Raw genomic sequence first — 25,468 nt, 5'->3', positions numbered from 1 at the left:
ACCGTCCGGCACACGGAAACTCATCGGCGACCGATGGAACGCGGTACGAGAGCCTGTTCTGGTCCAACGTCTCAGCTCTGTCGCGGATTTGGTGCTGCGTGCACCATCGTGCCGGTGGGTCCGTGGCCGAACGGGTCGCGATCCGTTCACCTACGGCCGGACACATCTCGACGCTATGGCCGGGCGTCGTTGGCGCGGATCGGTCACGGGATCGACCGGCTTTAGGACCTAAGGAGGATCGAGGCTCGTCCTCCTCCTCGCGAAGGAGACCGCGGTCCTCCGGGGCCTGGATGTCGCGGGTCCTGTAGCCCGGGTATGCAAGGCCTGCTCCCACCGGGTCGGCCTCGCGGGCTCGGCCGATGCCGCAGGTGACAGTACGGGCGCCACCGCCCGCGTACCAGGCACGGACCGTCTCGTCTCCCGGATCGACCGCCTGGCCGGCCTGCTCGGAGGCGCGGAATCGGCCGATCCGCCACAGATCGACAAGCGCTCGGAGGGCGATGACCTGCTGATCGGGGTGACCTGGCCGGACGGTGCGGCGGACATCATTCGCCTGCCCGCGCCGGATGTCGGGTTGGCGGCACCGGACGTCGATGAGCTCCTGGACACCGGGCGTGTGAGGGACCTTCGCGTCGTGTCTTCGTGGGGTGCCTTTGCCGGGGCTCACTCTTCAGACGGCCAGCCGGGAACAGTCGGTGCTGTCGGGACGGTTGCATCGACCGTGAGACCGGCACCGCACGGGCGGGGAAGACGGCGACCACGAGGTCGTCCACCCCACCCGTGTCCGGGCTCCGGGGCGCGGCACGCCCGCCGCTGGCTCGAACCACTACGTACTTCTGCAGAAGGACTGTTTCATGGCTGACCGGCCGTTGACGCTCATGGCGGTACACGCACACCCCGACGACGAGGCCACCGGGACCGGAGGGGTTCTCGCTCGGTATGCGGCGGAAGGCATCCGCACGGTTCTCGTGACATGTACCGACGGCGCCTGTGGCGACGGGCCAGGGGGTGTCAAGCCGGGCGATCCCGGCCACGATCCGGCGGCTGTCGCCCGGATGCGCCGCCAGGAACTCGAAGCGAGCTGCGGCGTCCTCAAGATCAGCGATCTGGAAATGCTGGACTACGCCGACTCCGGGATGATGGGCTGGCCCACCAACGACGCCCCCGGAGCCTTCTGGCAGACCCCCGTTCAGGAGGGCGCGGCACGACTGGCGGATCTCATGCGGCACTACCGACCCGATGTGGTCGTCACCTACGACGAGAACGGCTTCTACGGCCATCCCGACCACATCCAGGCCCACCGCATCACCATGGCGGCGCTGGAGATGACCGAGCTGACACCGAAGGTGTACTGGACCACGATGCCCCGCTCGATGATGCGGCGGTTCGGCGAGACCATGCGCGAGTTCAACGAGGACCTGCCGGCGCCGGATCCCGCGGAGGCCGCCGAGATGGCGAAGATCGGCCTCCCCGACGACGAGATCACCACATGGGTGGACACCCTCGCCTTCAGCGGCCAGAAGTTCGACGCGCTGGCCGCGCACGCCAGCCAGGGCGACAACATCTTCTTCCTCAAGCTGGGCAAGGAGAGGTTCGGCGAGCTGATGGGCACGGAGACCTTCGTCCGCGTCCAGGACCCCACCGGCGCGGCCCTGCCCGAGAACGACCTCTTCGCCGGACTGCGCTGATCCCACCGCGCACGGAAGAACGCCACCAGGGCCTGACGCATGCGGTCGTACTGGCCGATGCGTCAGGCGGGTGAGCGTGACCGGGACGTGGTGGAAGTGAGCCCTGGGAAGCCAGTTCCGCAGAGTGCGACGAAAGGTCTACAGGCAGCGATGGATTGTGGCTACTATCGGCCATCCAGTCGCCGGGATTTGGCGATTTTTCCTCATGGATGCGCCGAACGGTGGGGGGGAGTGTCCCTAAAGTGACCGGATTGGGAAGGCTCGGGGGCAGACGTACCAGATTCAGAGCCGGGGAGGACCAGCCTTCGGCTGCTGCTTCGACGTCAACCGACCTTCCCTCAGCGGCAGTCGGGCCGGATGGCAGTCCTCGTCGGCTGCCGCTGCGCACTGTTCTGATCATTCTCGTGGTCGTACCCAGCCTCGCACTCGCACCCCTGTGGGGTCTGAGCACGTATCAACTGGCCACACGCTGGCAGACGGAGAGGACCCAGGGCGACCTGACCGCCTCGCTGAGCCGGCCTTCGTCCGTTCTCTTCCAGTCCCTTCAGAAGGAACGGCGGCTGACTGCGGAGGCACAGGCCGACCATGGCGCGATCACCCGTGGCCGGCTGGTCGCTGCCCGCAGGGTGACGGACAAGGCGATAGCGGACTTCCGTCCGGTGGCGGCCGAGAGCACCTCGCACGGGCAACAGGGACTCAGCGCGGCCCTCGCCGGCACCACGGACAACCTTGATCAGATCTCGCTGCAGCGCAAGGCAGTTGACGCCGGGTCAGCCGACGCGAAGACGGCCTTCGACTACTACAACGGCACCGTCGACTCCCTGATCACCGTCTTCACCGCGCTGGGCCGCACCAGCAACGCCGACGTGACTCTCCTGGCGCACACGAGCGTCGATCTGTACGGCGCCATCGACATGATCGGACGCGAGGACGCTCTGCTCGGCCGCGACTGGCAGACGGGGCACCTGTCGGTCACCGAATTCGACGTGTTCGTCGATGCCGTCGGTGCCCAGAACTACCTGCTCCAACGGGTCGCCCTCAGCCTCACCCACGACGAACGCGCCACCTTCAAAAAGCTGACGACCGCCACGTCATGGGCGACCCAGCAGGATCTGGAGAAACAGATCATCGTCGCCGGTCCCCACCACACGCAGGGCGAGTTGGTACTGGGCCAGATCCACACTCAATGGCGCAGTTCGGTAGACGCCAACTACCCGCTGCTTCGGGGCCTGGCCGACATGCGGGCCGCGAACGTCGACAAGGTCTCCGCGGACAGCGTCAGCCGGCTCGGGCAGACCCTCGTCATCGTCAGCGCCATCGGCCTGCTCGCCGTGATCCTGGTCATCATCACCTCCTGGCGCCTGACCGTCACGCTGCGCCGACGCATCTACGCCCTGCGCGAGGACGCCGTGGAGCTTCAGCAGCGACTGCCCGACGTGGTGGCCCGGTTGGAGCGCGGCGACGACGTCGACGTGGACCGCGAGGTCCGGCTGGTCGAACCCACCCCCGATGAACTCGGTGAGCTCGGACGGGCCTTGAACGCCGCCAGCCGCAGCGCCGTGTCCACCGCGGTGCGCCAGGCCGAACAGCACCGTGGATTCGAGCGCCTGCTCCAGCGGATCGCCCGCCGCACTCAGCTCCTCATCGGCCTCCAGCTGCGCAAGCTGGACGAGCTGGAACGCGCGCATGAGGACCCGGAGTTGCTGGACGGCCTGTTCGCCCTGGATCACCTCACCGCCCGGCTGCGCCGCTACGAGGAGAACCTGGTCATCCTCGGCGGCGGCCAGCCGCAGCGCCGTTGGCGCAAGCCGGTCCAACTGATGAACGTGCTGCGCGCCGCACAGGGCGAGGTGCGGGACTACGCCAGGATCTCGATCGACGTGGAGGGCGAGCCCTGGGTGTCCGAACGGGCAGTGGGTCCGCTCGCGCACATATTGGCGGAGCTGATGGAGAACGCCGCCGTCTTCTCCAAACCGCCAACTCCGGTCGAGGTACGGGCGGTTGTGGTCAGCAGGGGTATCGCGGTGGAGATCGAGGACCGCGGCCTGGGCATGGAACCCGAGCAGTACGCCGCCGCCAACGCCCTGATGGAGGCGCCGCCGCAGCTCGATGTGATGACCCAGGCCGATGACGTACGGCTCGGTCTGTACGTGGTCGCCCGGCTGTCGGCGGGCCTGGGCCTGCGGGTGGAGCTGCGGCCTTCCGCTTTCGGCGGCACGCGGGTGATCGTACTGCTGCCGGAACAAGTGGTGGTGGAACAGCCCGGCACGGAGCCGGAGCCGGTAGCGCTCCCCGCTGAAGGCCCGCCGCTCCCGACGGGTCCAAGGCCGCACCCGCACGACACCGGTCTCGGCAGGCAGGCGCCGTACCGGGAAGGGCAGTTGCCCTTCCGCGCCAGAGGGCACGCGATGGCGAACGTCACCGCCTCCGCTGTGCGCACTCCGGACACAACCGAGTCGTCCCCGCCCGCGCCCGCCAAGGCGGACCCGCTGCCGGCCAAGGCGGACCCGCTGCCCCAGCGGGTGCGACAGGCCAATCTGGCGCCCGAACTCCAGATCCCGGTGGAGCCGGAGAGTCTGGACGAGCCGGCCCCCTGGACGATCCCCGACCGGCCCGGCAGGTCCGGGGCCACGATCGGCGCCTTCCAGCGGCAGTCCCGGCTGGCCCGCAGCGGCGACAGCGCGGACAGCGGCAGCACAGGCGGCTTCGGCGACGACTTCGGCGGCGGTGGCGCTCACGGGGGTTTCGGCGACGGCGCTGGTGACAGCGGCGGTTACGCCACGGGCTACGACACCGGCCGCGGTCGCGGCTATGGCAACAGCAATGGTGATGGCGACGGCAGCGGTGAAGGGCCCGCCTCGCCCGACCGGCACGGCTCTTCCAGGACGGATGATCGAGAATGACGCAGCGAACGACGGCGACCAACGTGGACCTGGACTGGCTTCTGGACGGCCTGGTCGACCAGGTGACGGGTACTCGGCACGCCATTTTGCTCTCGGACGACGGCCTGGTGATGAGTCGTTCGCAGACCATCGAGCGCTCGGACGCGGAGCGGCTCGCCGCGATCGCCACCGGACAGCAGAGCCTCGCCCGCGGCGCCGGTCAGCTCTTCGGTGGCGGCCCCGTGCACCAGGTCATCGTGGAGATGGCCGGGCTGTGGCTGTTCGTCATCTCCGCCGGCCGCGGCACCCACCTGGCGGTGGTCGCCTCCCAGGAAGTCGACGCCGAGCTGATGAGCGTGGCGATGCACACCCTGGTGCAGCAGGTCGGCCGGCGGCTCGGCGCCGACGCGCGTACTCCGCCGTCCGATGAGTCCGGGAGAGCCGGATGAGGCACTGGACCGAGGTGTTCGACGACGATGACGCCGACGAACAACTGGTCCGTCCTTACACCATCACCAGCGGCCGTACGAGCCCTGAACGGGCGGATCTGACACTGGTCACCCTGGTGACAACGGTGCCCGAGGGCGCCACGCAGGCAACGCTCGCGGTGCGCAGGATGCAACCGGAGCACCGCACGATCCTCGCGCTGTGCCGGGAGTCCAAAGCGGTCGTGGAAGTCTCCGCCGAACTGGGTCTCCCGGTGGTGCTGACCAAGATCCTCATCGGTGATCTGGTCGACTCCGGGCAGGTGTGGGCCCGTTCGCCACGGCCGTTCACACAGCGGGGCGAACTCTCTGACATGGCGATCCTCGAGGCGGTGAGAGATGGACTACGCAAGCTCTGAGCACGCGCCTGGCCGTACTTGGGACCACACGGCGGACCATGCGGACACCGCCCCCCTGGCGGTGAAGATCCTGATCGCCGGCGGGTTCGGAGTCGGGAAGACGACTCTGGTCGGCTCGGTGAGCGAGGTCGCGCCGCTGCACACCGAGGAGTACCTCACCCGGGCCAGCGTCGGTGTCGACGACCTGGAAGGCCTGAACAGCAAGTTCACGACCACCGTCGCACTCGACTTCGGGCGGATCACCATCAGTGCCGAGCTGGTGGTCTACCTCTTCGGCACCCCCGGTCAGGAGCGCTTCTGGTTCATGTGGAACGACCTGGTCAACGGGGCGATGGGCGCGGTGGTCCTGGTCGACACCCGGCGCCTTGAGTCGAGTTTCGCCTCGATCGACTTCTTCGAGAGCCGAGGCATCCCCTTCGTCGTCGGCGTCAACTGCTTCCACGGTGTCCGGGACAGGACCACGGAGGAGATCCGCGCAGCACTCGCGCTGGACCCCCAGGTGCCGCTGGTGCTCTGCGACGCCCGCGACCGGACGGACAGCCGCGATGTGCTCTTGGCGCTCGTCGAGCACCTGATGACCAGTCAGTCCACTACGTCCCTCTAGATGATCTGGTACAACTTTCGGCGCACACTGGTCACTTCGTCGGGCCCTACGGCGTACCCGGCGGCGACCACAGACGCAGCCGCCGCGGACATGGACGCCGTTTCCATCGCCGACACCCCCCCGGTGGTCGCCGGTCTGGTGATGGGCAACGCGCGTCATGCGATGGCTGCCGGGCCTACGGCTGGGGCGCCCGCGTATCTCGGTGAGTGTTCCAGGGTGCTCATCGGGGCGCTCATCGGGACTGGACACCGTCCACCGGATCATGTGGCCGTGATGGCGCCAGGTCAGTTCCCGGGGGCCGGGCTGTGCTCGGTGGCGCCGCGGTTCTGTCCCTCGGGCCTGGGCAGGACCGCCAGTGCGGTGTCTGCGATGGTCCGCAGCGTCTCCGGGGCCAAGCCGGCTTTGCCCACCGCCTCGATGCCGCGGACCACTGTGAGCAGGAGGGCCGCCAACCGCTCCGGGTCCGCAGCGCTGTCGATGTCGCCGTGGCGCTGGGCGGCAGTGATCTCCGTCCGCAGCAGGGTCAGCAGTGCCGTCATGGTCTCGGCCGACCGTTCGGCGACCGTCGGATCGTGCTGGGCCAGTTCCGCCGCGCCCTTGGCCAACAGGCATCCGCGGCGCTCGGTGTCGGAGGCGGTGTTTTCCGCCATGAGGTGCACGTATCCCGACAGCCGGGCCAAGGCCTCTGCATCCGGGCCGCCAGCCAGCCGCTCTTCGGCCACCTCGACGACTGCGGTGCACCAGTCGCCGTACACACGGTGGAACAGCTTGCCCTTGTCGCCGAAGGCGCCGTACAGACTGCCCTTGCCCAGGCCCGTCGCCTGGGCGATGTCGTCCATCCGGGTTCCTGCGTAGCCGGTCGCCCAGAACTGTTCCCGGGCCCGTTCCAGGACGTGGTGTTCGTCGAATGCGCGTGGTCTGGCCATGGTCTGAGCGTAATCCATTCTTGACTCGATCGTCCATTACTGCCTACATTGTGGACGATCCATTCCACAACTGAAGGGTTCGACATGGCAGGCGTGCTGCACGAGAAGGTGGCCGTGATCACCGGAGGGACCAGCGGGATCGGGCTGGCCATCGCCCACCGCTTCGTCCGGGAGGGCGCACGGGTCTTCGTGACCGGCCGGGACACCGACCGCCTCGAAGCGGCAGTCAAGGAGATAGGCCCTGCGGCCACCGGCGTACGGTCCGACGTCTCGGTCCTCGCCGACCTGGACGCGCTCTATGCGCGGGTGCGGGAGGAGGCCGGACGCATCGACGTGCTGGTGGCCAACGCGGGAATCGTCGCGGACGCCGCGCTGGGCGCCCACACCGAGGCAAACGTCGACCTGACGCTCGCCGTCAACGTCAAGGGCCCCCTCTTCACCGTTCAGAAGGCGCTGTCGCTGCTGGCGGAGAACGCCTCCGTCCTGGTCATCGGCTCGAGCAACAGCGTGCGGCCCAATGAGCACCTTGAGGTCTACAGCGCCTCGAAGGCGGCGCTGAGCAACCTCGTCCACAACTGGGCCCGGCAGTCACGGGAGCGCCGCTTCCGGGTCAACGTGCTGAGCCCGGGACCCACGCGGACCCCTGGCCTGCTGGCCGCCGCGGGGGCGGACGCCGACGGGTTCGCCGAGGCCGTCGTACCACTGGGGCGGCTGGCCGACGCCGAGGAAATCGCCGAGGCCGCCCTCTTCCTGGCCTCGGACGCCTCGTCGTTCGTCACCGGCGCCGAACTGTTCGCCGACGGCGGCTACACCCGGGCCTGACTCCCGGTCGACGGTGCGCATGAGGGTCCCTCGAGGCGAGGGGGGCATCCCGACCGCGCGGGTGTGTCGTACGAGGCCCAGTGCGCCAGGGGTGACTGTTGGGTGGGCGGGGCCAGGCTGTTCTCGGGTGGTGTTTGACTGTCCGAGTGTGTCCACGGCGGCACCGTCCCACCATCGGGCGGTGGCGCCGGCCCGGCCGGCGGTCCGGGCTGGTCTTGCCGCCGGTGCGCAGGGCATCGGCCCGGTCATCGGTCGGTTCTGGCACGCCAGTGAGTTCGGTAGCAGCGAGGAGCTCCAGCTCCTGCCGACGACGACGGCTGTCCGGTATCGGCAGCTGGCAGCTCATCTGGTCGAGCGTCACTCGTGAGGCGACGGAGAACCTGACCAACCGCTGCCAGCAGGCTTTCCTGTGTCGCTTCGGTATCGAGCACACGTTCCGCGTGCTCCGGCAGACCGTCGACCCGCCCCAACTCGCCCACGGCACCCATCCGGGCTCCGGCAGGATGAATACATGCTCATCGTGATCGGCGGATTGCCCGGCACAGGCAAGACCACCCTGGCGCGACTGCTGGCCGCACGCATCGCCGCGGTCCACCTGCGCATCGACACCATCGAACAGGCCATCGTCCGTTCCGGCCTGGCACAACACCCCATCGGTCCGGCCGGCTACGTCATCGGATACGCCTTGGCCGGGGATCTGCTGCGGCAAGGACTCACCGTGATCGCTGAATCCGTGAATCCGCTCGCCGTCACACGGGACAGCTGGCGGAACGTCGGGACCCAAGCGGCCGTCCCCATCGTCGAAGTGGAAGTCATTTGTTCAGACCTGGACGAGCATCGGGAGCGTGTGGCCACGCGATCGATCGACATCCCCGACCTCCCCCTGCCCGACTGGCAGCAGGTCCTCAGCCGTGACTACGAGCCGTGGAACCGGGAGCGCATCGTCATCGACACAGCGGGCCAAGACCCGCATACGACACTTGCTTCGCTCCTCAGTCATCTCGATCGCCGCTGACGGACATCGACCTTCCGGCAGAGGCAACTGCCTTTGACTGCCGAGGCATTGGAGAGCCCAACGGGGGGAGTGGGCGCCGCCGGGAAGCCGCCTCCTTCGCCCCCGGGTGCGATACGAGATCTGGTGCGCCGGGACTAGTGGACCTGCTTCGGGCAACCAACTGCTGTCCCGGGAAAGCTGGTTCGACAGGGCGCAAACAACCCGATCGGGGCAAGGAAGTGAGTTAAATGGAGGGGTAATGGCTGCTACTGTCGGGGCGGAGGTGGACACGTATGGCATCCGAGGAAGAGCTGTTCGCGTCGGTCGACGCCCTGTTGGAGGAGGAGCCGCAGCTCCCGTCTCCGGCAGAGCGTGCTCGCCTGCGTGAGGCTGCCGGCATTACGCAGGCCCGCCTGGCGCAGGCGTTGAAGACGACGACGCAGTCGGTGAAGAACTACGAGAACGGCCGCTCGGAGCCGAAGTCGCCGCGTCTGGAGGCGTATCAGCGGCTGCTGACCGGATGGGCGGCGAAGTACCCCGCCCATCACACCCCCGCCTCCGCCCCGGCTACCGGGCCCCTGCCGCAACCGGCCCCTGGGGCGACCGGTCGGACCGAGCCCGAGACGGCGACGGTCACACCGGTGAAGTCACCCACCGCACCAGCGGCACCGCAGCGCCCGGTCCGTCCTCCGACGTATTCGTCGCGGCGTCCGGCCGCAGCGAAGGCGGCCGTCGACCCGCGGTTTCCGCACGGCCCCCTTGCGGTGCTGGACGGTGACGGCTGCGCCTATGGCATCGACGGCATCGTGTTGGACTGCCCGGCGACCACCATCCCGGAGCTGGTGGAGTGGACACTGCGTGACGCCGGACTGGGTGCCGCGAAGCTCAACCGCCACGGCAAGGACTCCGACCCCCTGATCGTGCTGACTGCGGCGGCTGCCGTGAAGCTGGGGCTGCCGGAGCGCCTGGAGGGCCGTGAACAACGCCGCTCGCTGCGCCTGCCGGAGGATCACCCGGTGGTCAAGCAGGTCACGAAGGCGAAGTGGCAGCTCACCCAGCGCGGGTTCGGCCCGTGGGCACGGATCTACCGTACGGCGCAGGGCCGTGACCGCCAGTGCGTGCAATTGGCACTGCTGTCCTGGGACGCTCTCGATGAACGGTCCTGGCCCGGCGTCGCGGAGATGGAGGCGGCCGACATCGCGCGCGTCCTGGGGACCTACGCTGCCCGGGTCATCACCCCGCGCGGGTCGACTGCCGTGTCCGGGCTGGAGTTGATGACGGCGATGCGTCCGCCGACGAAGGCGGTGCAGGACCCGGCGAGCGGGAACTGGGTGTCCGGCCACAACCCAGGTTCGCTGGGGACCGGGCCGATGGATCCGGCGCCGCCGGAGGCCACCCCCGAGCACCCGGTCGTCGTGAACAGTGGCTGGAGCGGCGGGTTCCTGAACGAGGAGGCCTACCAGTGGGTGCGGCCGGTGGAGTTGCTGTCGGGTGAGGAGTGCACGCTGCCGTACGCGGTCGGCCTGGACCTCAACACCGCGTTCCTCGCCGCGGCGGCCCGTCTGGTCGTGGGCTTGTCGGCACCCGACCACTTCCACACCCCACAGTTCAACCCGAAGATCCCCGGTTCCTGGCTGGTCGACCTCTCCCACATCGAGCTGGACCCGCGCCTGCCCTCGCCGTTCACACCGACCGGCGAGCGCCCGACCGGACCGGCCTGGTACCAGACACACACCGTCGCCTACGCCCAGGAACTCGGCCACAACGTCCACCCGATCGAGGCGTACCTGCGCCGGGAGACCGGCGCGTACCTGGACCCCTGGCACGACCGCCTCAAGTCCGCCTACGTCGACACCCTCGCCGACCTCGGCGTGACCCGGGACCTGTCCGACGAGCAGTTCCTGGTGGCGATGGAGGAGCACAAGCGGGCCGACCCGGCGATGGCCGCCGTGCTGGCCGCGATCAAGGCGACGGTGAAGGGCGGGGTGGGCAAGCTGCGCGAGCGCCCGCAGGGCGTGAAGTACAAGGAGGGCGAGCGGTGGCCGGCGCTGGAGCGGCCGACCTGGCGGCCCGACATCCGCGCCGCCGTCATCTCCAAGGCCCGCGTCAACATGCACCGCAAGCTCAACAACATGGTGAAGCTGACCGGCCTGTACCCGCTCGCCGTACTGTCCGACTGTGTCGTCTACCCCTCACCAGGCGCGTCTCCGCTCGCCTTCCTGCCGTACGCGGCGTCCGGGAAGCCGCAGCCGGGCGCCTTCCGCCTCGGGCCCACGCCGGGCCTGGCGAAGCTGGAGGGAGTCCAGCCGATGGCGTGGGCGGTCGACCTCATGGAGCAGGGCCTCAACCCGGCCCGGCACATCAAGGGCGGCGACGCCGTCCTGGACGAAGGCGAGTAGGCAATGGCGGGAGAGATCGTCGACGCGATCGAACGGGCCGACCGCGAGAGCTTCACCCGACAGCCGCCCAAGACCCTCAAAGGCCAGATCGGCTACCTGCTCAAACAACTCGGCAGCGCCCGCGCGGTCGCAGCCGAGATCGGCGTGACGGCCGACTCGGTGAACCGCTACCGGCGGGGCGCTCGCAAGCACGCCCGCGCCGACGTCGCGGCGAAGATCGACGACGCGGTACGGCGGCGGTGGCAGCCACAGGTGCGCAGGCGCCGTCGGCAGGAGGCCGCGAGCTCGGGCGGAATCACGGTGGAGACCCGCGCCCGGTTCGGGTACACCGCCCCCATCGGCACGACCGATGACGGCCGCTTCCGGCGCCTGACCGTCCACCTGCCACCCGCCTACGCCCAACGCCTCTTCGACGCCCGCAACGCAGGGGCTGGTGACCAGGAGATGCGGCAGATCATCGCTGATGGGTTCAAGGACATCTACTTCCAGGACGGCGGGGCCCGCGCGATGGGGCTCTCGGACGTCGAAATCAACGACATCGACTATCTGGACCTGGACTACTGAACCCTTTCCGGCCACGCGTCAACGCGAGGGCGGGGATGGCTCCCTGACACCTGCTCAGCGCAGACTGATCCAACGGAATGTCGGGCCGGCTCGCATCAAGTCCAGTCCAGTCCGAGGTCGGCGAACTGCTGGAGCTTGTCGGCACCGAGCTTGGCGCGCCTGGTCCTGCTGTTGGACAGGAACACTCCGAGCTTGACCTCGGTGCCGTCCTCCAACTGCTCCACATGTGCCCGGGGGACTGTCACGGATCCGGTTCGGGCCTTGTACTGCGCCAGCGCCGCAATACCGCGCTCGAATGCGCTCAGGGCACTCCGGGGACTCTTCGCGGGCGCTTCCGGCTCCGGTGGCAGCGGTACGACGCCGAGCTGCTCCAGCCGCTCACGCTGCCCATCCATCAGCCCTGTCCAGACAGTGTGCTGACGCTGCTTCAACAAAAACCGTCCGACGTCCATCCCGTGCACGGTGACGCCGGGCAGGACGTCGGTCTGTTCCTCGTCACGCAACAACTCGCGTACGGCGACGTAGTGGCGTTGCCAGTCGGCAGGCCACTGCGGGTTCCAGTCCGGATCGATCGCCCTCAACGCGGCGTCCCATTCGGGGTGTCCGTCCAGGGCGCCGGGGCGGCGGAGGTTGGACAGCCACTGCCCGACCGGCCGGTCGAGCGCTGTCGCGGACCTCGGAGCGCAGAGTGTCCAGTACTGGTCGTAATACGCGCGGGCCGCCTCAAGGTTCTCCTGGAAGCGCTCGTCGGCGACGGACCAGACCATGCCGAGCTGCTCCAGGCGGCGGGCTCGCAGGCCGGTCATCTGCCCGGCTCCGTAGGCGCGTCGCTGTTCCGCGACCCACTGTCCAAGCGGCGTCGGACCCTCCTTGTGCCCGTAGGGGACCCGGGAGTGCCCTTCCCGCTCGGTGAATTTCTTCAAGGCGGCCCAGCCGCGCGCCCAGTCCTGCTTCTCGGTGTCGATCACGTTGAACGACACCCAGTCCGCGACCATCACCGGATCTCTGGGGGCGGCAAAGCGCAGCAGTAGGCGGGACTCCTCCTCGCCCTCCTCCGGTTTCCTACCGATGCGCACGGAAGGCTGCGCGACGTCCTTCTGGGGCTCCTGGGGGATGGCGAGCAGTTCCACGGCCTCTTCGTCGTGGGCCCGCAGACCCTCGAGAACCTTCACCAAAGGCCGGTAGGAGCCGGAGGTGAACATGTCCTCGGGCTGCTCTCCCGGCCGCAGGAACACCGGCACGATCAAGGACGCGAGCTTGCCCTGGCCGGGCTTTTGCCGTAGTGCCCGGCCAATGGCCTGGACGATGTCGTGCGGCGCGCCTTTGGGATCCAGCAGCGCTACGGAGTCGACGGCCCTGATGTCCACACCCTCACCCAGCACTCGGCAGTTCGAGAGCACGGCCCGCTGCGCCGTGGATCCGAACGAGCCGAGAACTTGCCGCCTGTGCTGGGGGACATGCTCCCCGCACAGCCAGTCCGCCCAGATCCTCGCGGGGTAGGCCTCGGGCTGATCCGCGTGCAGTTTCGCCGCCACACGCTCCAGGCCTTCCGCGTACGCCTGGGCCTCGATCGTACGGTGATGAAAGGTGATGCACGTCTGGAGGTCGTGCTGCTGCATCGTGTGCAGCAGCGCGGCCTGCAAGGCTCCCAGGCGCTGGCCCCGAACCTCCTCGCTGCGCCGCCCTTCACCCATCAGCCGCTCCGGGGTGACGACAGGATCCTTCAGCTCCAGCACGATGATCTGGTACCGGGCCAGAAGGCCCCGCGCGACGGCCGACGCCAGAGACAGCTTGTACAGGACCGGCCCGAAGACCTTCTCGTCATCCATGGAAGCCGCCATCTCGCGCGGCAGCGGGTCGCGTACCCCCTCGGCGACTTCGCGGTTGAGCCGTTCCTCCCAGATCCGGGGCGTAGCCGTCAGGTACAGGCGGCGGTGCGAGGGGATGACAGCCTGGCTGTGGACGTCGGCCCACGCCTTACCCATCGACCCCGACGTCCTGTGGGCCTCATCGACCACCGTGAGGTCCATCGGGGCCAACTGCTGCCCGTAGGCGCCCTCGAACGCCTCTGCCAGGACACCGAGGCTGGCGTACGTCCCGAAGATGGTCACGGGCCCGGAGCCGTGCCACAGCGCCAACCGCACAGGGTTCGTGGTGGAACGCACCCGGAGGTTCCACAGCTCCGGGTCGTCCTGGAGCGAACATACCGCGACCGCCGGCCCCGACCGCCCTGTGTCATGCCACGCCTTCACCGTCTGCGCCAGGAGGTCCAGCGTCGGCACCAACACCAGAACCCGTCCTCTGGGCGCAAGCCGTTTCGCCGACGCTGCGGCCATGATGGTCTTCCCGGTCCCGCACGCGGCGTGCACCTGCCCACGCAGACCGTTCGCAGGGATCCCCCCGGGCGGGATGTCCAGACCCCGCACGATGGCGGCCACGGCCTCGACCTGATGGTCGCGCAGCTTGATCCCGGTCACCGGTCCTCCTTTTCTCGCATGTCACACCACACGTCGTGCAGCCGCTCCAAAGCGGGCTCCTGGTGGCCGTCCTGGCCCCGGAACCCGGTCCAGCCACGTCGGATCGCTGCTGATCCTCTCGCAGAAGCGCTATCGGCGCGGAACCCGCAAGCATGCCCGCGCCTATGTCGCCCGCGAAGAACGACAACTGGGGATGGCGCGACCCTCCCCGTGCACAGCGTCGAGGCGAACAAGCACGTCTCGGTCGGTCCATGGACCGGCGACGGCTCACTCAGGCCGGACCCCGCTACCTGGGCCCCGACTCTCCCCCGGCTGGGAGGACTGGGATTGCGTCAACCTGGCCGTAGGGCCGGGGAGTTGGACCGGATGTGGTGCCGGGGCAGGAGCATCCACGGCTCCCGGTGCGTGCGGGTAATCGGCTGTGTGTTCCGCGGGCTGATGATCTAGGGTCGCGCTGTTCTCTGGGGAGGGGGATCGGCGCATGGTGCGTGGGGGTCGGTGGGCTGTGCTCGGGGCAGCCGCAGTGTTGATGATGGCGGGGTGCGGGCAGCGGGCGGCGGAGGCAAAGCCCAGGTTCGAAAGCGCGGAACAACTGCCGGAGTCGCTTCACAAGGACGGCACCACCATCCTGGTGGGTGATCCGGACGCCAAGGTGACGGTGCGGCTATATGAGGATCCGCGCTGTCCGTTCTGCGAGGAGTTCGAGACCACCGGTGGCTCCTCGGAGTTGCGGGAAGCGATGCTCGTCCACCGGGCGAGAGCCGAGTACACCCTGGCCTCCTTCCTGGATGACCGGGTCGGGGGCGGTGGGTCGAAGAGGGCGGTCAACGCGCTGCGCGCGGCGATGGAGAAGGGCAAGTTCGTGGAGTACCACGAGGTGCTCTACGCCCATCAGCCCGAGGAGAGCGTCGACGGCTATACCGATGCCTATCTGCTGGAACTGGCCGGCGAGGTGGACGGTCTGCGCGGTCCGGAGTTCGACGCGGCTGTGAAGAGCATGAAGTACCGCTCCTTCGTGACCGCCTCCGAGCGGGCGTATGAACGGGCCGGGGGAGCCGAAGAACCAGAAGGGCCGGGCACGCCCACCGCCGAGATCAACGGCAAGCGGATCCCGCTGGAGTACAACGGCCTCCTTGGCAGCGGTGTCTTCGCCCGATTGCTGCAGCAGATCCATGACGACCCGGCGGAGTGGGAACAGACCACCTTTTGACCCGCTGCCCTCACTGACCCAAGGTCGTCAGCGCCTACCCGCCGGCCAGGCCAGGCCAGGCGCGGCGGTTCCTGCATGGCTTGACCATGGGTTGGCCGTCGTGAGCGTTCAGGGCGGCCACCAGATTGTGTCTCGTACGCCCAACCAGAGTTCCGCCAGGGCCGGTTGGCCCGTCTGTCCGTCTGTCCGTCGGCGCTCGTGACGTGCAGGCGGTACAACCAACTGTGCCCCCGGAGGGTCTTGTCGGGTGCCGTGCGTCGAAACCCGTCGTTCACCCGCCAACTGTGAGGGGTTCGCCTTGCCTACCCGAAGATGCCACCTACCCGTCATCGCGGCGATGGCCCTCGCCGCCGTCACGGGGACGGCGTACGCCACGCCCCAGGCCCATGACACCTCGCCGAAGTACCTGTCTGCCGTCGACCCCGCGTCCGCCCGTGCCGATTTCGACGGCGACGGATACGCCGACGTCGCCATCGGCGCGCCGGGAGCCACGGTCAACGGCAAGGCGGGTGCCGGGTACATCGCCGTCGACTACGGCATGGCGGAGGGCCCCAACGGCGTCAAGCGCCAGCTGGTCAGCCAGAACCGTTACGGCGTTCCGGGCACGGCGGAGACCGGCGACCGCTTCGGCGCCCACCTCACGGCGGCGGACCTCGACGCGGACGGCTTCACCGACCTGGTCGTTTCCTCCCCCGGCGAGGACATCGGCGACGCACAGAACGTCGGCCGCTACACCGTCCTGTGGGGGAGTGTCGGCGGACTGGCCACCGCCACCGCCATCGTCCAGGGGACCTCACCGACCCGTGCCGGGGACTTCGACGGCGACGGACACCTCGACCTGGTCACCGGTGACCGTGTGCTGTACGGCCCGTTCGACCGCTCCAGCGGCGCGGCTCGCTCCAGTGCCCTCGCGGGCGCGGACGCCCGGCTGTACGCGATGGCGTCCGGTGACCTGGACGGTGACGGCATCACCGACCTTGTGGTCAGCAGCAGTTCTTCCAGCACGGCCGTGCCCCGGCTGCGTCTGTTCCGGGGAACGCACGACGGTCTCGTGGCCGGTGGGGCGATCGCGGCACCGGACACCGTGTCCGTGGACAGCGTCGGCGTCGGTGACATCGACGGTGACGGACGCCTGGACGTGGTCTTCGGGCGCAGTGCCTCGGGCCCCGGCGGGCTGGTCGGCGTGGTGCGCGGCACCTCGGGCGGCCTCGCGCCCCGCGCCACCCTCCTCAGCCAGGACTCCTCCGATGTGCCGGGCACAGGCGAGAGCGGTGACCGCTTCGGCAGCGACGTGGCGGTCGGCGACATCGACCACGACGGGTACGCCGACGTCGTCGCGGGCGTGCCCGGCGAGGACGTCGGCACCACGCAGGACGCCGGCATGTTCGTCGTCCTCAAGGGCGGCGCGGCCGGCCTCACCGGCGCGGGGGCCCAGGCCTTCACGCAGAACACCGCCGGGGTACCGGGAACGGCCGAGGCCGGCGACCGCTTCGGCGGCAGCACCGCCATCCTCGACGGGTACGTGGTGGTAGGCGCACCCGGTGAGAACAGCGGCTCCGGCTCGGTGTGGGTCCTTCCCGCTACGGCGACGGGAGTCACCGCCGAAGGATCGGTGAGCTTCGGTCCGGGCACGCTGGCCGCCCCCACGCAGGGCGCGCAACTGGGAGCCGCCCTGCAACGATGACGGCAGCGATCCCGCATACCGGGCCGTGCCCGGCCCGGCCCGGTATGACGTCTGCACAGACCGCCGGAACGCGGGCCGAAGCCGACCCGGAGTCGGTCCGAACTCAGACAGTCCCGGGCGTCACAAGTCCCGACTCGTACGCCACGATCACCAGCTGTGCCCGGTCCCGTGCCCCCAACTTGCCCATGATCCGGCTGACATGGGTCTTCGCGGTCAGTGGGCTGAGTTCCAACGCGTCGGCGATTTCGGAGTTGTTGAGACCGCGGCCGACCAGCGTGAGCACCTGCCGTTCCCGTTCGGACAGTCCGCTCGGCCCGTCCACCGCGGTTGTCGTCGCGGTGGACGGCGCGCGCAGAAAGCGGGCGATCAGGCGCGAGGTGGGACCGGGCGAGAGGAGGGACTCACCCGCGGCCACCGTCCGGATGGCGTCGAGGAGTTCGGCCGGCCTGATGTCCTTCACGAGGAAGCCGGACGCCCCAGCGCGCAGTGCCTCGACGATGTGCTCGTCGGTGTCGTACGTCGTCAGGACGAGCACCTTCACCCCCGCCAGATCCTCGTCGGCGGCGATGAGCCGGGTCGCCTCGATCCCGTCGAGGTCGGGCATGCGGATGTCCATCACGATGAGATCGGCCCGCGCCGACCGGGCCAGCCCGACGGCCTCCCGCCCGGTGCCCGCCTCGGCGACGACCTCCATGTCCCCGGCTGAGGAGACGAGCATCGCGAAGGAGGCCCGTACGAGGGTCTGGTCGTCGGCCAGCAGTACGCGGATGGTCATCGAGGCTCGTTCTCCCGGGACAGCGGCAGTGTGGCGGTCACTTCGAAGCCCTCGGCGGGCCCCGGACCGGCGTCCAGTGTGCCGCCCACGCTGCGGGCCCGCTCCCGCATTCCGACGAGCCCGAACCCCGGCGGGCCGTCGGCCGGGCCCACCCCGCTGCCCGAGCCGTCGTCCCTGACACTCACCCGCAGTGCGCCGTCCGCGGTCCACAGATCCACCCGCACAGTGAGGTCCTCGCGGCCACCGTGACGTACGGCGTTGGTGAGCGCCTCCTGCACGATCCGGTAGGCGGCGGCGCCCACGGAGGGCGGTATCCCGTCCGCGCGGACGGACAGTTCGACCTTGGCCCCGGCCACCCGGCCTGACTCCGCGAGACCGGCCAGTCCGTCGATCCCGGGCAGCGGCCCCCGCGTGTCCTCGGCCCCGGGAACAGGACCGGACACGGAACCGGCCCCCGCTCCCAGGTCCACGCCCGCTCCGTCGACCGTGTCATGCGCCCGCAGCACCTCCAGCGTCGTACGCAGCTCCCCCCGGGCGGTCCGGCAGGTCCCCGCGATGTCGTCCAGCGCCTGGGCGACGGCCTTGCGGTCGAGGCGCTCGGGATCGGCGGTGAGGACATGGGCCGCCACGGACGTCTGCACGCCGATGAGCGTGATGCTGTGGGCGAGCAGGTCGTGCAGGTCACGGGCGATCCGCAGCCGCTCCTCGGCGACGCGGCGCCTGGCCTCCTCCTCCCGGGTGTGTTCGGCCCGTTCGGCCCGCTCGACGATGGAGGCGACGTACAGGCGGTAGTAGCGGACGGCGATACCGATGACGAGGACCGCGATGATCCAGCCGGAGATCTCCAGGGACTCCAGCGCCTCGTCCTGGTTGGTGAGGCCGTTGCTGATGGCTGTCGGGCCGAGGACGGCGACACCGGTGAGCAGCGTGCGGCGTACGGTGCCGGTCGCCGCGACGGTGTAGAGCGCCAGGACGATCGCGGGGGCGGGCGGGGCGGGGTTGTAGTCGAAGGCGTAGTACGGAGCCATGCAGGCCACCACGGCGAGCAGGGCCACCACCGGACGGCGGCGACGCCATACGAGAGGCAGGTACCCGGCGAGCAGCAGCTTCCAGCTGAGATGGCCGGGCGGGATCCCTTCGCCGCCCATCAGCGCGATGGCTACCGCGAGCACGGCGACGCCCAGCGCGAGGACCGCGTCGTTGCGGGTGCGATGCGGAGCGGTCAGCGGTTCGCGGTTGATGGCGGACATGATGCGCTCGAGGCGACCGGACCGCCCGCCGACACCGGCCGCCGTCTCCGCCGCCGAGCGATCGCGCAACCCTGTGGTCGTTCCCCGTTCTTCCACGGCTCCATCTTCCGGTACTCGTGCGGGAACCCGGGCGCCCCTCCGGAAGGAGAGGCACCCGGGCGGGCCCGCCGGATCAAGGTGCATGATCAGCGTGCTCGATCAGCGCGTTGGCTCGAGACGTTCGATCAGCGTGCTCAGCGGGCGCCGACGGTTTCCGGCTCCCGTGGCGGCTCGGCCGGTCCGGCCGGCTCGGGTTCCCGTGAGAGCACTCCCGGCCACCACACCTTCCGGCGCAGGGCGACGCTGGCGCTGGTCACCAGGTACGTCCGTACGAGGAAGGTGTCGAGCAGGACGCCGACGGCGATCACGAAGCCGAGCTGGACCAGCTGCACCAGGCCCATGTTCGTCAGCACGGCGAAGGTCGCGGCGAGGACGAGTCCGGCGGAGGCGATGACGCCGCCGGTGGTGCGCAGTGCGGTGAGTGCCGCCGTGGCAGGGTCCGCTCCCGCCAGGGACTCCTCCCTCATCCGGTGCATGAGGAAGATGCCGTAGTCGACGCCGAGGGCGACCAGGAACACGAAGGACAGCAGTCCGAGCCCCGGATCGGTGCCCTTGAGGCCGAGGAGCGGTTCGAAGACCAGTCCGCCGATCCCGAGGGCGGCGCCCCACACCGCGACGACCGCGACCACCAGGAGCAGCGGTGCGACCAGACTCCGCAGCAGCACGATCAGGATCAGGATCACGGAGGCGAGGACGAGTGGCACGACGATCTTCGTGTCCCGGGCGTTGGTGTCCTCCAGGTCGATCTGCTGGGCGCTGTCCCCGCCGACGTAGGAGCCCTTCAGTTCGTGCCGCAGGGACTTGATGGTGGCGGTCTCTCCCGCCGACTGGGGCGCGCTCTTCGCGAAGACGGAGATCTCGGTCCAGCCGTCTCCCGTACGCCCCTTCTCCGCGCTGCCGACGCCCGGTGTGCCGCGGACGGCCGCGAGAGTCTCGTCGGCGCGGCCCTGCGGGGTGATCACGTCAATGGGCTGACTGCCCTGCCCGGGATAGGCCTTGGCAACAGTCTCCATCGCTACGACGGACTCCGGCTTGTTGACGAAGGAGTCCTCCTGCTTGAGCGGCCCCGGCAGGTTGAATGAGCCGAGGGCGAGGGCGCCGAGCACTACGGCACCGCTCGCGAGTACGGTCAGCGGCCTGCGTCCGGCAGAGCTGCCCATCGCCGAGAACAGGCTGCGCCGCTGCTTGGGCGTGCTCCCGAAGGCGGGCACGAGCGGCCAGAACACCCGCCGTCCGACCACTACGAGGAGGGCGGGGAGCAGGGTCATCATCGCGATCAGCGCGCACAGCACGCCGACGGCGCCGAGCGGGCCCATTCCCCGGCTGCTGTTGAGATCGGCGGCGAGCAGGCACAGCAGTCCGACGGCGACGGTGCCGGAGGAGGCGAGCACGGCCGGCCCGCAGCCGCGCAGGGCGGCGACCATGGCCTCGTACGGTCGCTCGAAGCGCCGCAGCTCCTCCCGGTAGCGCGAGACGAGCAGCAGCGCGTAGTCCGTGCCCGCACCGAACACGAGGATCGTCATCACCCCCGAGCTCTGCCCTGAGACGGCCGTGCCGAAGGCCTGGTTGAGGCCGTAGGCGACACCCATCGACATGAAGTCGGCGATCCCTGCGACGACAAGGGGCACGAGCCACAGCACAGGGCTGCGGTAGATCAGGATCAGCAGTATGGCGACGACGGCGACGGTGGTGTAGAGCAGCGGTCCGCCGAGCGAGTCGTAGACCGCGCCCGAGTCGGTGCCCAGCGCGCCGGTGCCGCCCACATCGACGCTCAACCCGCCTTCACCCTGGGCGACTTCGCGAACATCGGTTACGAGCTTGTCCTGCTTCTCCTCGTCCGCCCCGGGGTCGTTGCTGGCGACCGGGTACATCAGGGTCGTGCCGTCCTTGGACGGAATCCCCTCGGGAGTACCGCCGATCAGCTTGTGCTGCCGGCTGATCTCCGCGACCTGCCCGGCCGCGGTCTTCCGGTCGGCGGCGCTGAGGCCGCCGTCCCGGTGGTAGACGAGCACCATCTCGGTGGTCTCACCCCCGGGCAATTTGTCCTCGATCTTCGCCGCCTGCGTCGAGTCCGCGCTCGCCGGCAGGTAGTCGGTGACCTTGTCGTGCTGCACGCTGCCGAGCTTCGAGGCGAACGGCGCGACGAACGCGAACACGGCGATCCACAGCCCGAGCACCGCCCATGGAACGGCTCGCCTGCGTACCGACCCCAGCCTCGTCGTAGCGGTTTTCTCTGCGGCCCTCATTGACCGAACTCCCTCCGGATGACGTCTGCTTCGGTCCCCAGACTTCCGGTGAGAACCACGGCTTTCGTCGGGCGGGAGGGCGAGGTGACGCGTACTGCCGCGGGCGACGGCAGGTGCGGATTACTCCCCAGGGAGTAGTCGGCGGACGGCGCGCCGCCCCGGAAGGGACGCGGGAAACCGCGCGACCGCCCGCCACCGAGGCGCAGCACAAATCAATCCCCGGCCGGGAGGGCGCGAGAGGCCCGGCCCCCCCGCCCTTTCGAACGGAGAGAATGAGATGATCAGACCGGGAAGTGGGCCTCAGATCCTGGTCTTCGGCTGTGTGCCGGGCCGATCGGGGCTGCTCGGGCCTCGCGCGTCATGATGATTTCGTCATGTACGGTGGAGATGTGACAGAGCAGAGCATCTACAGGCATCTTCGGGAGTTCCGTGAGACTTTCGACAGGCCTGAGCCGCTGGCCTGGCCGGAGATCAGCCATGGCCAGCTGCTGATGATGATGAGCCCGAAGAAGCAGCATCAGCTCGTTGCCCACCGCTTGCGTACTCAGCTTGAGCCCCAGCTGAGTAGGGACTTGGTCCTCATGCTCGAAACCGACATGGAGGATGCGGCACTGGGCATCCTGCGGGTGCCCGACCTCGTCGTGATCGACGAGGAGGAGGCTCTGGCCGAGAGCGATGCCATCGACCCGCGCCGCTGCCACCTGGTGATCGAGATCGTCTCCCGGTCCAACCCGGGCAACGACTACGAGGGCAAACTGCGCGACTATCCGGCCATGGGCGTGCCGCACTACCTGATCGTCGACCCCCGGGACGGGACCGCCGTCCACCACTGGGCGCCTGCACGCCGCACCGGCGAGCCCGCGTATGACAACAGGCAGCACTACACCTTCGGAGACACCGTCACAGTCACCGGCTGGAAGATCGACACCACTGCTCTGCCCCGCTACAGCGCGGACGCCGGACGGTGAACGACACCGCCGCTCTCGTACGGTCCTGGCGCAAGCAGCGCGGCATGTCCCAGACACGCCTGGCCGAACTAGCCGGGACCGGGCAGGCTGCGATCTCACGCATCGAATCCGGGCGGGACCTGCCCACCCTGGCACTCCTGGAACGCATCGCCTCGGCGCTGGACTGCCAGCTGACGGTCACCTTCACGGCGGGCTCGGGGCAGAGCCTGTCCTCGTTCTGACCGGCTCGAAGGAGAAGGGTTTCGCCCTTCTCCTGGGAAGCCATGGGCTGGGAGAACGCCGGTTGACGGTGTGGGCGGGACAGGCGTTCGCGACCATCCTCAGCGGACGGGTCAATGGCGGGTTCTGGAGCAGGTATTGCCCTGCTCCAGAACCCGCCCTTTCGAACGGAGAGAATGAGATGATCCGACCAGGAAGAGGGCGGCAGGTCCTGCTCTTCGGCATGCTGGTTCTCGTCTGCGGCGCACTTCTTGTGGCTATCTCTTCCGGCGGCCCGGCAGGAGCGTTCGGATGGTTGCTCATTGCGGGTGGTGCCCTTTGCCTGCCTCCGGGGCTGATCAGCAACAAAAGAGGGCAGGATTGATGTGGTCTCTATCTGCCCCACCGTAGCTGCAGGATGGGCAATCAGCGCTCTTCTTCACTCTCGGATTCATCGTGCTGGTAGGGCTCGCTCTGTTCCTCTTCGGCAAGAGGAACAGGTGACGTCTCTGTGACGCCGTAGCGGAATTGCCACCAGCGCGGCCGACCCAAACGCACTCGCACACCGAGACGCGTGATGCGTCAGCGCGCGGCGTACGCAGCGCCTCGGCTGGGAACTGCCAGCCGAAGCACCGCTGCAAGTCGACCACCTCCCGCCGGTAGCCCGCAGCGTGGAATTTCAGCAGCGCGTGCATACCCCAGAGCTGGGCCACCCCTTGCACAGAACGTAAGCGATGTCCGCCTTTGCGCCCCGGTCCGCCACCGGGAGCCTCCCGGGGTGTCGGCGGTCCAGGCCCGTCTTGCTGCCGGTGCGCAGATCGTCGGCTCTGTGACCAGTGTGGTGTGGCACGCCGGTGAGGTCGATATCAACGAGGAGTTCCAGTTTCTATCTGCGATGGATCGATGGGACGACCGCCGACGAGCCGGCCCGGTTGAGGGGTTCGACGACGGCAGGCACGCTCCTGTGCTCAGCGGTGAGGGCGGCCATGACCTGTTCGATACACCGGCGCGGTGGGGCAGAGGCAACACCGTCGGCGACCGGTGAAGGACGGCTGGCTGGGATGATGCCGTGGTGAAGTACCTCTCGAATTCAAATTCCAGCATTGGTCCAGAGCCCGGGCGGGTGGAGCCGGGACAGTGGCCGAAGTTGGAGGTTGCTCTCGCTGTGGTCAATCGCGACCTGATGGCGACCCTGCCGGGCCAGGCCCCGCTGATACTGATGGCTGCGCCGTCTTGGCAGCCCTTGCCCCCGAGCGGGATCGACAGGGGCCAGGTCTACGTGGCCATGCCAGACGGCCGTTGGCACGGAAACGCGGTGAATGTGTGTGACCTGGAGGAGGGCGATCCGCCAGAACCGGATGATGCGACTACGGTTCTGGCCGTGGTCGCGGATGCGGCGCAGGCCACCATCATGGAGCTGCTCTGGCAGGTCTGGCCCCTCTGCTGGGAACACAAGATCGGAATGCACCCTCGTCCCGCAGGGACCACAGGCGACTGGTACCAGGGCGAAACGGACGCGGTCGACCCTCCGGTCTGGTGGTGCCGCGGCAGCCAGGACGGCACGTCCCACGATGTCGCCCTGGTGGGCGAATTGGCCGCCACCCTGCCGGGAAAGCAGCGTCGCGCACTGCGGCACAGCGAGCGTAAACGGGACCGCCGCCGTTAACCGCAGGGCCGGATATTTCGGCGGAGGTCTGCAGGCGCCTTCGAGTCACCCTTGTCCGACCAGCATCCACTGCACGATCGAAGAGGTCACTGATGACATTGCCTCAGTGAGCACGTGGTGGTTGGAGGGCGGCCCCAACAGCACGCGTGTCATCTTCGATGTCTGGTTGGACACCCTCATGCCAACTACCGACATCTGACTCGTCGGCTCTGAGCGGCCCCAACTCCTTTGATCCTGGCCCGCAATGTTGTCATGATCGTGAAGTGAGCAGCGACGGAGCGAGCGGCATTCACGCGTGGGGACGCACCTTGTTCGAGCGGCAGCCACAGCCAGTGACATGGGCTGGACAGGTCCTTGAGGCAGCTTCGCTGAGTCTGGGAACGACTGCCGAGATCGACGCAGCTCTGGAGATGGCAGCCGATCCAACGCAGTGGAGCCGCGGTCGTGAATTGTTCGATCGCGTCCGCCGAAGCAACCTGGGGAGCGAGGACCGAATCGCAGAGCACCTGCTCTTCGGGCTCGCTGAGCTGGTCGGCAAGCTCGCGCACAACGTTGCGGGACCGTATCCGCACTTCGACCATCACGCCGGATGGCAGATCGGCCCCATCGCGTATCGCCTGACCGTCGAAGTGCAAGATCCGGTGCTTCAGGACCGTCTCGCTTCGGTGCTTGGGAGTTGGCCGCGGACGGACCCGGGAACCGCACCCTGACCAGCCGGTCCAACGCTCTGGCTCTCGCGGAAGTGGTGAACTGAACTGCCGTATCGCGCAGAGCGGGTTCACACCTCGCGGAGCAGTAGGAAGCCGTCCCGCTGACGGATGACGCCGCCCAGGTCGGTGCGTGCGCCGGGCTTGGCCCGGCAGATCAGACTTACTCGCTCACCCGAACCGACTTCGACAGGTACTTCACCACTGGAGCACCAGGAAATCCTCTCCTGGACGGAATGCGAGCCCACGGCGACGGGGATGGCGACCAACTCCCCGCGCCGCAGCCGGCCGACGCGCTTGCCGTCGATGCAGACCTCATAGCGCCGCAACTGCGCAGAGGAGTCCGCGTGATCGCGATAGACGGACGCCTTGGTGCCTGCCGAGACAGGAACACCCGACCGGACGGACCGCGGTCTCACCCCCATGGCCTTCTCCCTCGCCAGCAGGAAGGCCGGCCGTCCGGAG

The 25,468-nt window shown here is 68.8% G+C and carries 24 protein-coding genes; 18 read left to right on the top strand and 6 right to left on the bottom strand.

Features of this window, described 5'->3' with window-relative positions; all coding sequences use genetic code 11:
• The first annotated feature begins 854 nt into the window (after window positions 1-854).
• From ACIQI8_RS42855 to ACIQI8_RS42835, 5 genes are all read left to right on the top strand, one after another.
• Complete coding sequence (locus tag ACIQI8_RS42855; protein ID WP_402363897.1) at window positions 855-1,688, top strand: PIG-L family deacetylase; 834 nt, start codon at window positions 855-857, stop codon at window positions 1,686-1,688.
• 404 nt (window positions 1,689-2,092) lie between these two features.
• Complete coding sequence (locus ACIQI8_RS42850) at window positions 2,093-4,591, top strand: nitrate- and nitrite sensing domain-containing protein (protein ID WP_402363894.1); 2,499 nt, start codon at window positions 2,093-2,095, stop codon at window positions 4,589-4,591.
• Window positions 4,588-5,019, top strand: coding sequence for a roadblock/LC7 domain-containing protein (locus tag ACIQI8_RS42845; protein ID WP_402363892.1), 432 nt, complete (start codon window positions 4,588-4,590; stop codon window positions 5,017-5,019). Before ACIQI8_RS42850 ends, ACIQI8_RS42845 begins: the two co-directional genes overlap by 4 nt.
• Window positions 5,016-5,414, top strand: coding sequence for a DUF742 domain-containing protein (locus ACIQI8_RS42840; protein WP_402363889.1), 399 nt, complete (start codon window positions 5,016-5,018; stop codon window positions 5,412-5,414). The genes ACIQI8_RS42845 and ACIQI8_RS42840 overlap by 4 nt, the downstream gene beginning before the upstream one ends.
• A complete protein-coding gene (locus ACIQI8_RS42835; RefSeq protein WP_402363886.1) occupies window positions 5,395-6,018 on the top strand; it encodes a GTP-binding protein in 624 nt (207 codons plus the stop codon). Before ACIQI8_RS42840 ends, ACIQI8_RS42835 begins: the two co-directional genes overlap by 20 nt.
• 284 nt (window positions 6,019-6,302) lie before the next feature.
• On the opposite strand, the gene ACIQI8_RS42830 is transcribed toward ACIQI8_RS42835, so the two are convergent.
• Window positions 6,303-6,944 carry a TetR/AcrR family transcriptional regulator gene (locus ACIQI8_RS42830; RefSeq protein WP_402363883.1) on the bottom strand — a complete coding sequence of 214 codons (642 nt, stop codon included), beginning with the start codon at window positions 6,942-6,944 and terminating at the stop codon, window positions 6,303-6,305.
• Between the two features lie 84 nt (window positions 6,945-7,028).
• On the opposite strand from ACIQI8_RS42830, the gene ACIQI8_RS42825 reads away from it, so the two are divergent.
• The 5 genes from ACIQI8_RS42825 to tpg all read left to right on the top strand — a co-directional run bounded on the left by ACIQI8_RS42825 (window position 7,029) and on the right by tpg (window position 11,723).
• Window positions 7,029-7,766 (top strand): SDR family NAD(P)-dependent oxidoreductase, encoded by a 738-nt coding sequence (locus ACIQI8_RS42825; RefSeq protein ID WP_402363880.1) that lies wholly within the window; start codon window positions 7,029-7,031, stop codon window positions 7,764-7,766.
• Window positions 7,767-7,785: 19 nt separating this feature from the next.
• Window positions 7,786-8,133, top strand: coding sequence for a divalent cation tolerance protein CutA (cutA, locus tag ACIQI8_RS42820; RefSeq protein ID WP_402363877.1), 348 nt, complete (start codon window positions 7,786-7,788; stop codon window positions 8,131-8,133).
• Between the two features lie 144 nt (window positions 8,134-8,277).
• Window positions 8,278-8,781, top strand: coding sequence for an AAA family ATPase (locus tag ACIQI8_RS42815; protein ID WP_402363874.1), 504 nt, complete (start codon window positions 8,278-8,280; stop codon window positions 8,779-8,781).
• Window positions 8,782-9,053: 272 nt separating this feature from the next.
• A complete protein-coding gene (gene tap, locus ACIQI8_RS42810) occupies window positions 9,054-11,159 on the top strand; it encodes a telomere-associated protein Tap (protein WP_402363871.1) in 2,106 nt (701 codons plus the stop codon).
• A 3-nt stretch (window positions 11,160-11,162) separates the two neighbouring features.
• Window positions 11,163-11,723, top strand: a complete 561-nt coding sequence (tpg, locus tag ACIQI8_RS42805) for a telomere-protecting terminal protein Tpg (RefSeq protein WP_402363868.1) — start codon at window positions 11,163-11,165, stop codon at window positions 11,721-11,723.
• 95 nt (window positions 11,724-11,818) lie between these two features.
• Here the strand turns inward: tpg and ACIQI8_RS42800 are convergent, their stop codons facing one another.
• The gene (locus ACIQI8_RS42800) at window positions 11,819-14,200 is read right to left on the bottom strand and encodes a Helicase associated domain protein (RefSeq protein ID WP_402363865.1); all 2,382 of its coding nucleotides are present in this window, start codon (window positions 14,198-14,200) and stop codon (window positions 11,819-11,821) included.
• 631 nt (window positions 14,201-14,831) lie between these two features.
• Here ACIQI8_RS42800 and ACIQI8_RS42795 point away from each other — a divergent pair.
• Together ACIQI8_RS42795 and ACIQI8_RS42790 are read left to right on the top strand one after the other, a co-directional pair.
• On the top strand, window positions 14,832-15,410 hold the full coding sequence (locus tag ACIQI8_RS42795; RefSeq protein ID WP_402363862.1) for a DsbA family protein: 579 nt from the start codon (window positions 14,832-14,834) through the stop codon (window positions 15,408-15,410).
• 298 nt (window positions 15,411-15,708) lie between these two features.
• Entirely contained in the window at window positions 15,709-17,094 is a 1,386-nt protein-coding gene (locus ACIQI8_RS42790; protein ID WP_402363859.1) for an FG-GAP-like repeat-containing protein, read from the top strand.
• A gap of 103 nt (window positions 17,095-17,197) precedes the next feature.
• On the opposite strand, the gene ACIQI8_RS42785 is transcribed toward ACIQI8_RS42790, so the two are convergent.
• From ACIQI8_RS42785 to ACIQI8_RS42775, 3 genes are all read right to left on the bottom strand, one after another.
• Entirely contained in the window at window positions 17,198-17,869 is a 672-nt protein-coding gene (locus ACIQI8_RS42785; protein WP_402363857.1) for a response regulator, read from the bottom strand.
• Window positions 17,866-19,119 (bottom strand): sensor histidine kinase, encoded by a 1,254-nt coding sequence (locus ACIQI8_RS42780; RefSeq protein ID WP_402363854.1) that lies wholly within the window; start codon window positions 19,117-19,119, stop codon window positions 17,866-17,868. Before ACIQI8_RS42780 ends, ACIQI8_RS42785 begins: the two co-directional genes overlap by 4 nt.
• A gap of 233 nt (window positions 19,120-19,352) precedes the next feature.
• Window positions 19,353-21,464 carry an MMPL family transporter gene (locus ACIQI8_RS42775; protein WP_402363851.1) on the bottom strand — a complete coding sequence of 704 codons (2,112 nt, stop codon included), beginning with the start codon at window positions 21,462-21,464 and terminating at the stop codon, window positions 19,353-19,355.
• A gap of 389 nt (window positions 21,465-21,853) precedes the next feature.
• Here ACIQI8_RS42775 and ACIQI8_RS42770 point away from each other — a divergent pair, with 389 nt between their 5' ends.
• The 6 genes from ACIQI8_RS42770 (at window position 21,854) to ACIQI8_RS42745 (ending at window position 25,006) form a co-directional block, all read left to right on the top strand.
• Window positions 21,854-22,432 (top strand): Uma2 family endonuclease, encoded by a 579-nt coding sequence (locus tag ACIQI8_RS42770; protein WP_402363848.1) that lies wholly within the window; start codon window positions 21,854-21,856, stop codon window positions 22,430-22,432.
• Window positions 22,429-22,653 carry a helix-turn-helix domain-containing protein gene (locus ACIQI8_RS42765; protein ID WP_402363845.1) on the top strand — a complete coding sequence of 75 codons (225 nt, stop codon included), beginning with the start codon at window positions 22,429-22,431 and terminating at the stop codon, window positions 22,651-22,653. Before ACIQI8_RS42770 ends, ACIQI8_RS42765 begins: the two co-directional genes overlap by 4 nt.
• A 388-nt stretch (window positions 22,654-23,041) precedes the next feature.
• On the top strand, window positions 23,042-23,134 hold the full coding sequence (locus tag ACIQI8_RS42760; RefSeq protein ID WP_402364080.1) for an LPXTG cell wall anchor domain-containing protein: 93 nt from the start codon (window positions 23,042-23,044) through the stop codon (window positions 23,132-23,134).
• A gap of 274 nt (window positions 23,135-23,408) precedes the next feature.
• On the top strand, window positions 23,409-23,675 hold the full coding sequence (locus tag ACIQI8_RS42755) for a hypothetical protein (protein ID WP_402363842.1): 267 nt from the start codon (window positions 23,409-23,411) through the stop codon (window positions 23,673-23,675).
• Between the two features lie 27 nt (window positions 23,676-23,702).
• Window positions 23,703-24,296 (top strand): hypothetical protein, encoded by a 594-nt coding sequence (locus ACIQI8_RS42750; protein ID WP_402363839.1) that lies wholly within the window; start codon window positions 23,703-23,705, stop codon window positions 24,294-24,296.
• Between the two features lie 263 nt (window positions 24,297-24,559).
• Window positions 24,560-25,006 (top strand): hypothetical protein, encoded by a 447-nt coding sequence (locus ACIQI8_RS42745; RefSeq protein ID WP_402363836.1) that lies wholly within the window; start codon window positions 24,560-24,562, stop codon window positions 25,004-25,006.
• A gap of 68 nt (window positions 25,007-25,074) precedes the next feature.
• Here the strand turns inward: ACIQI8_RS42745 and ACIQI8_RS42740 are convergent, their stop codons facing one another.
• The gene (locus ACIQI8_RS42740; protein WP_402363833.1) at window positions 25,075-25,428 is read right to left on the bottom strand and encodes a hypothetical protein; all 354 of its coding nucleotides are present in this window, start codon (window positions 25,426-25,428) and stop codon (window positions 25,075-25,077) included.
• Between the last annotated feature and the right edge of the window lie 40 nt (window positions 25,429-25,468).

This window comes from Streptomyces sp. NPDC092369, assembly GCF_044755245.1.
Lineage (GTDB): Bacteria > Actinomycetota > Actinomycetes > Streptomycetales > Streptomycetaceae > Streptomyces.
Note: the sequence above shows the minus strand (reverse complement) of the source record. Positions and strands in the feature narration are given on the sequence as shown.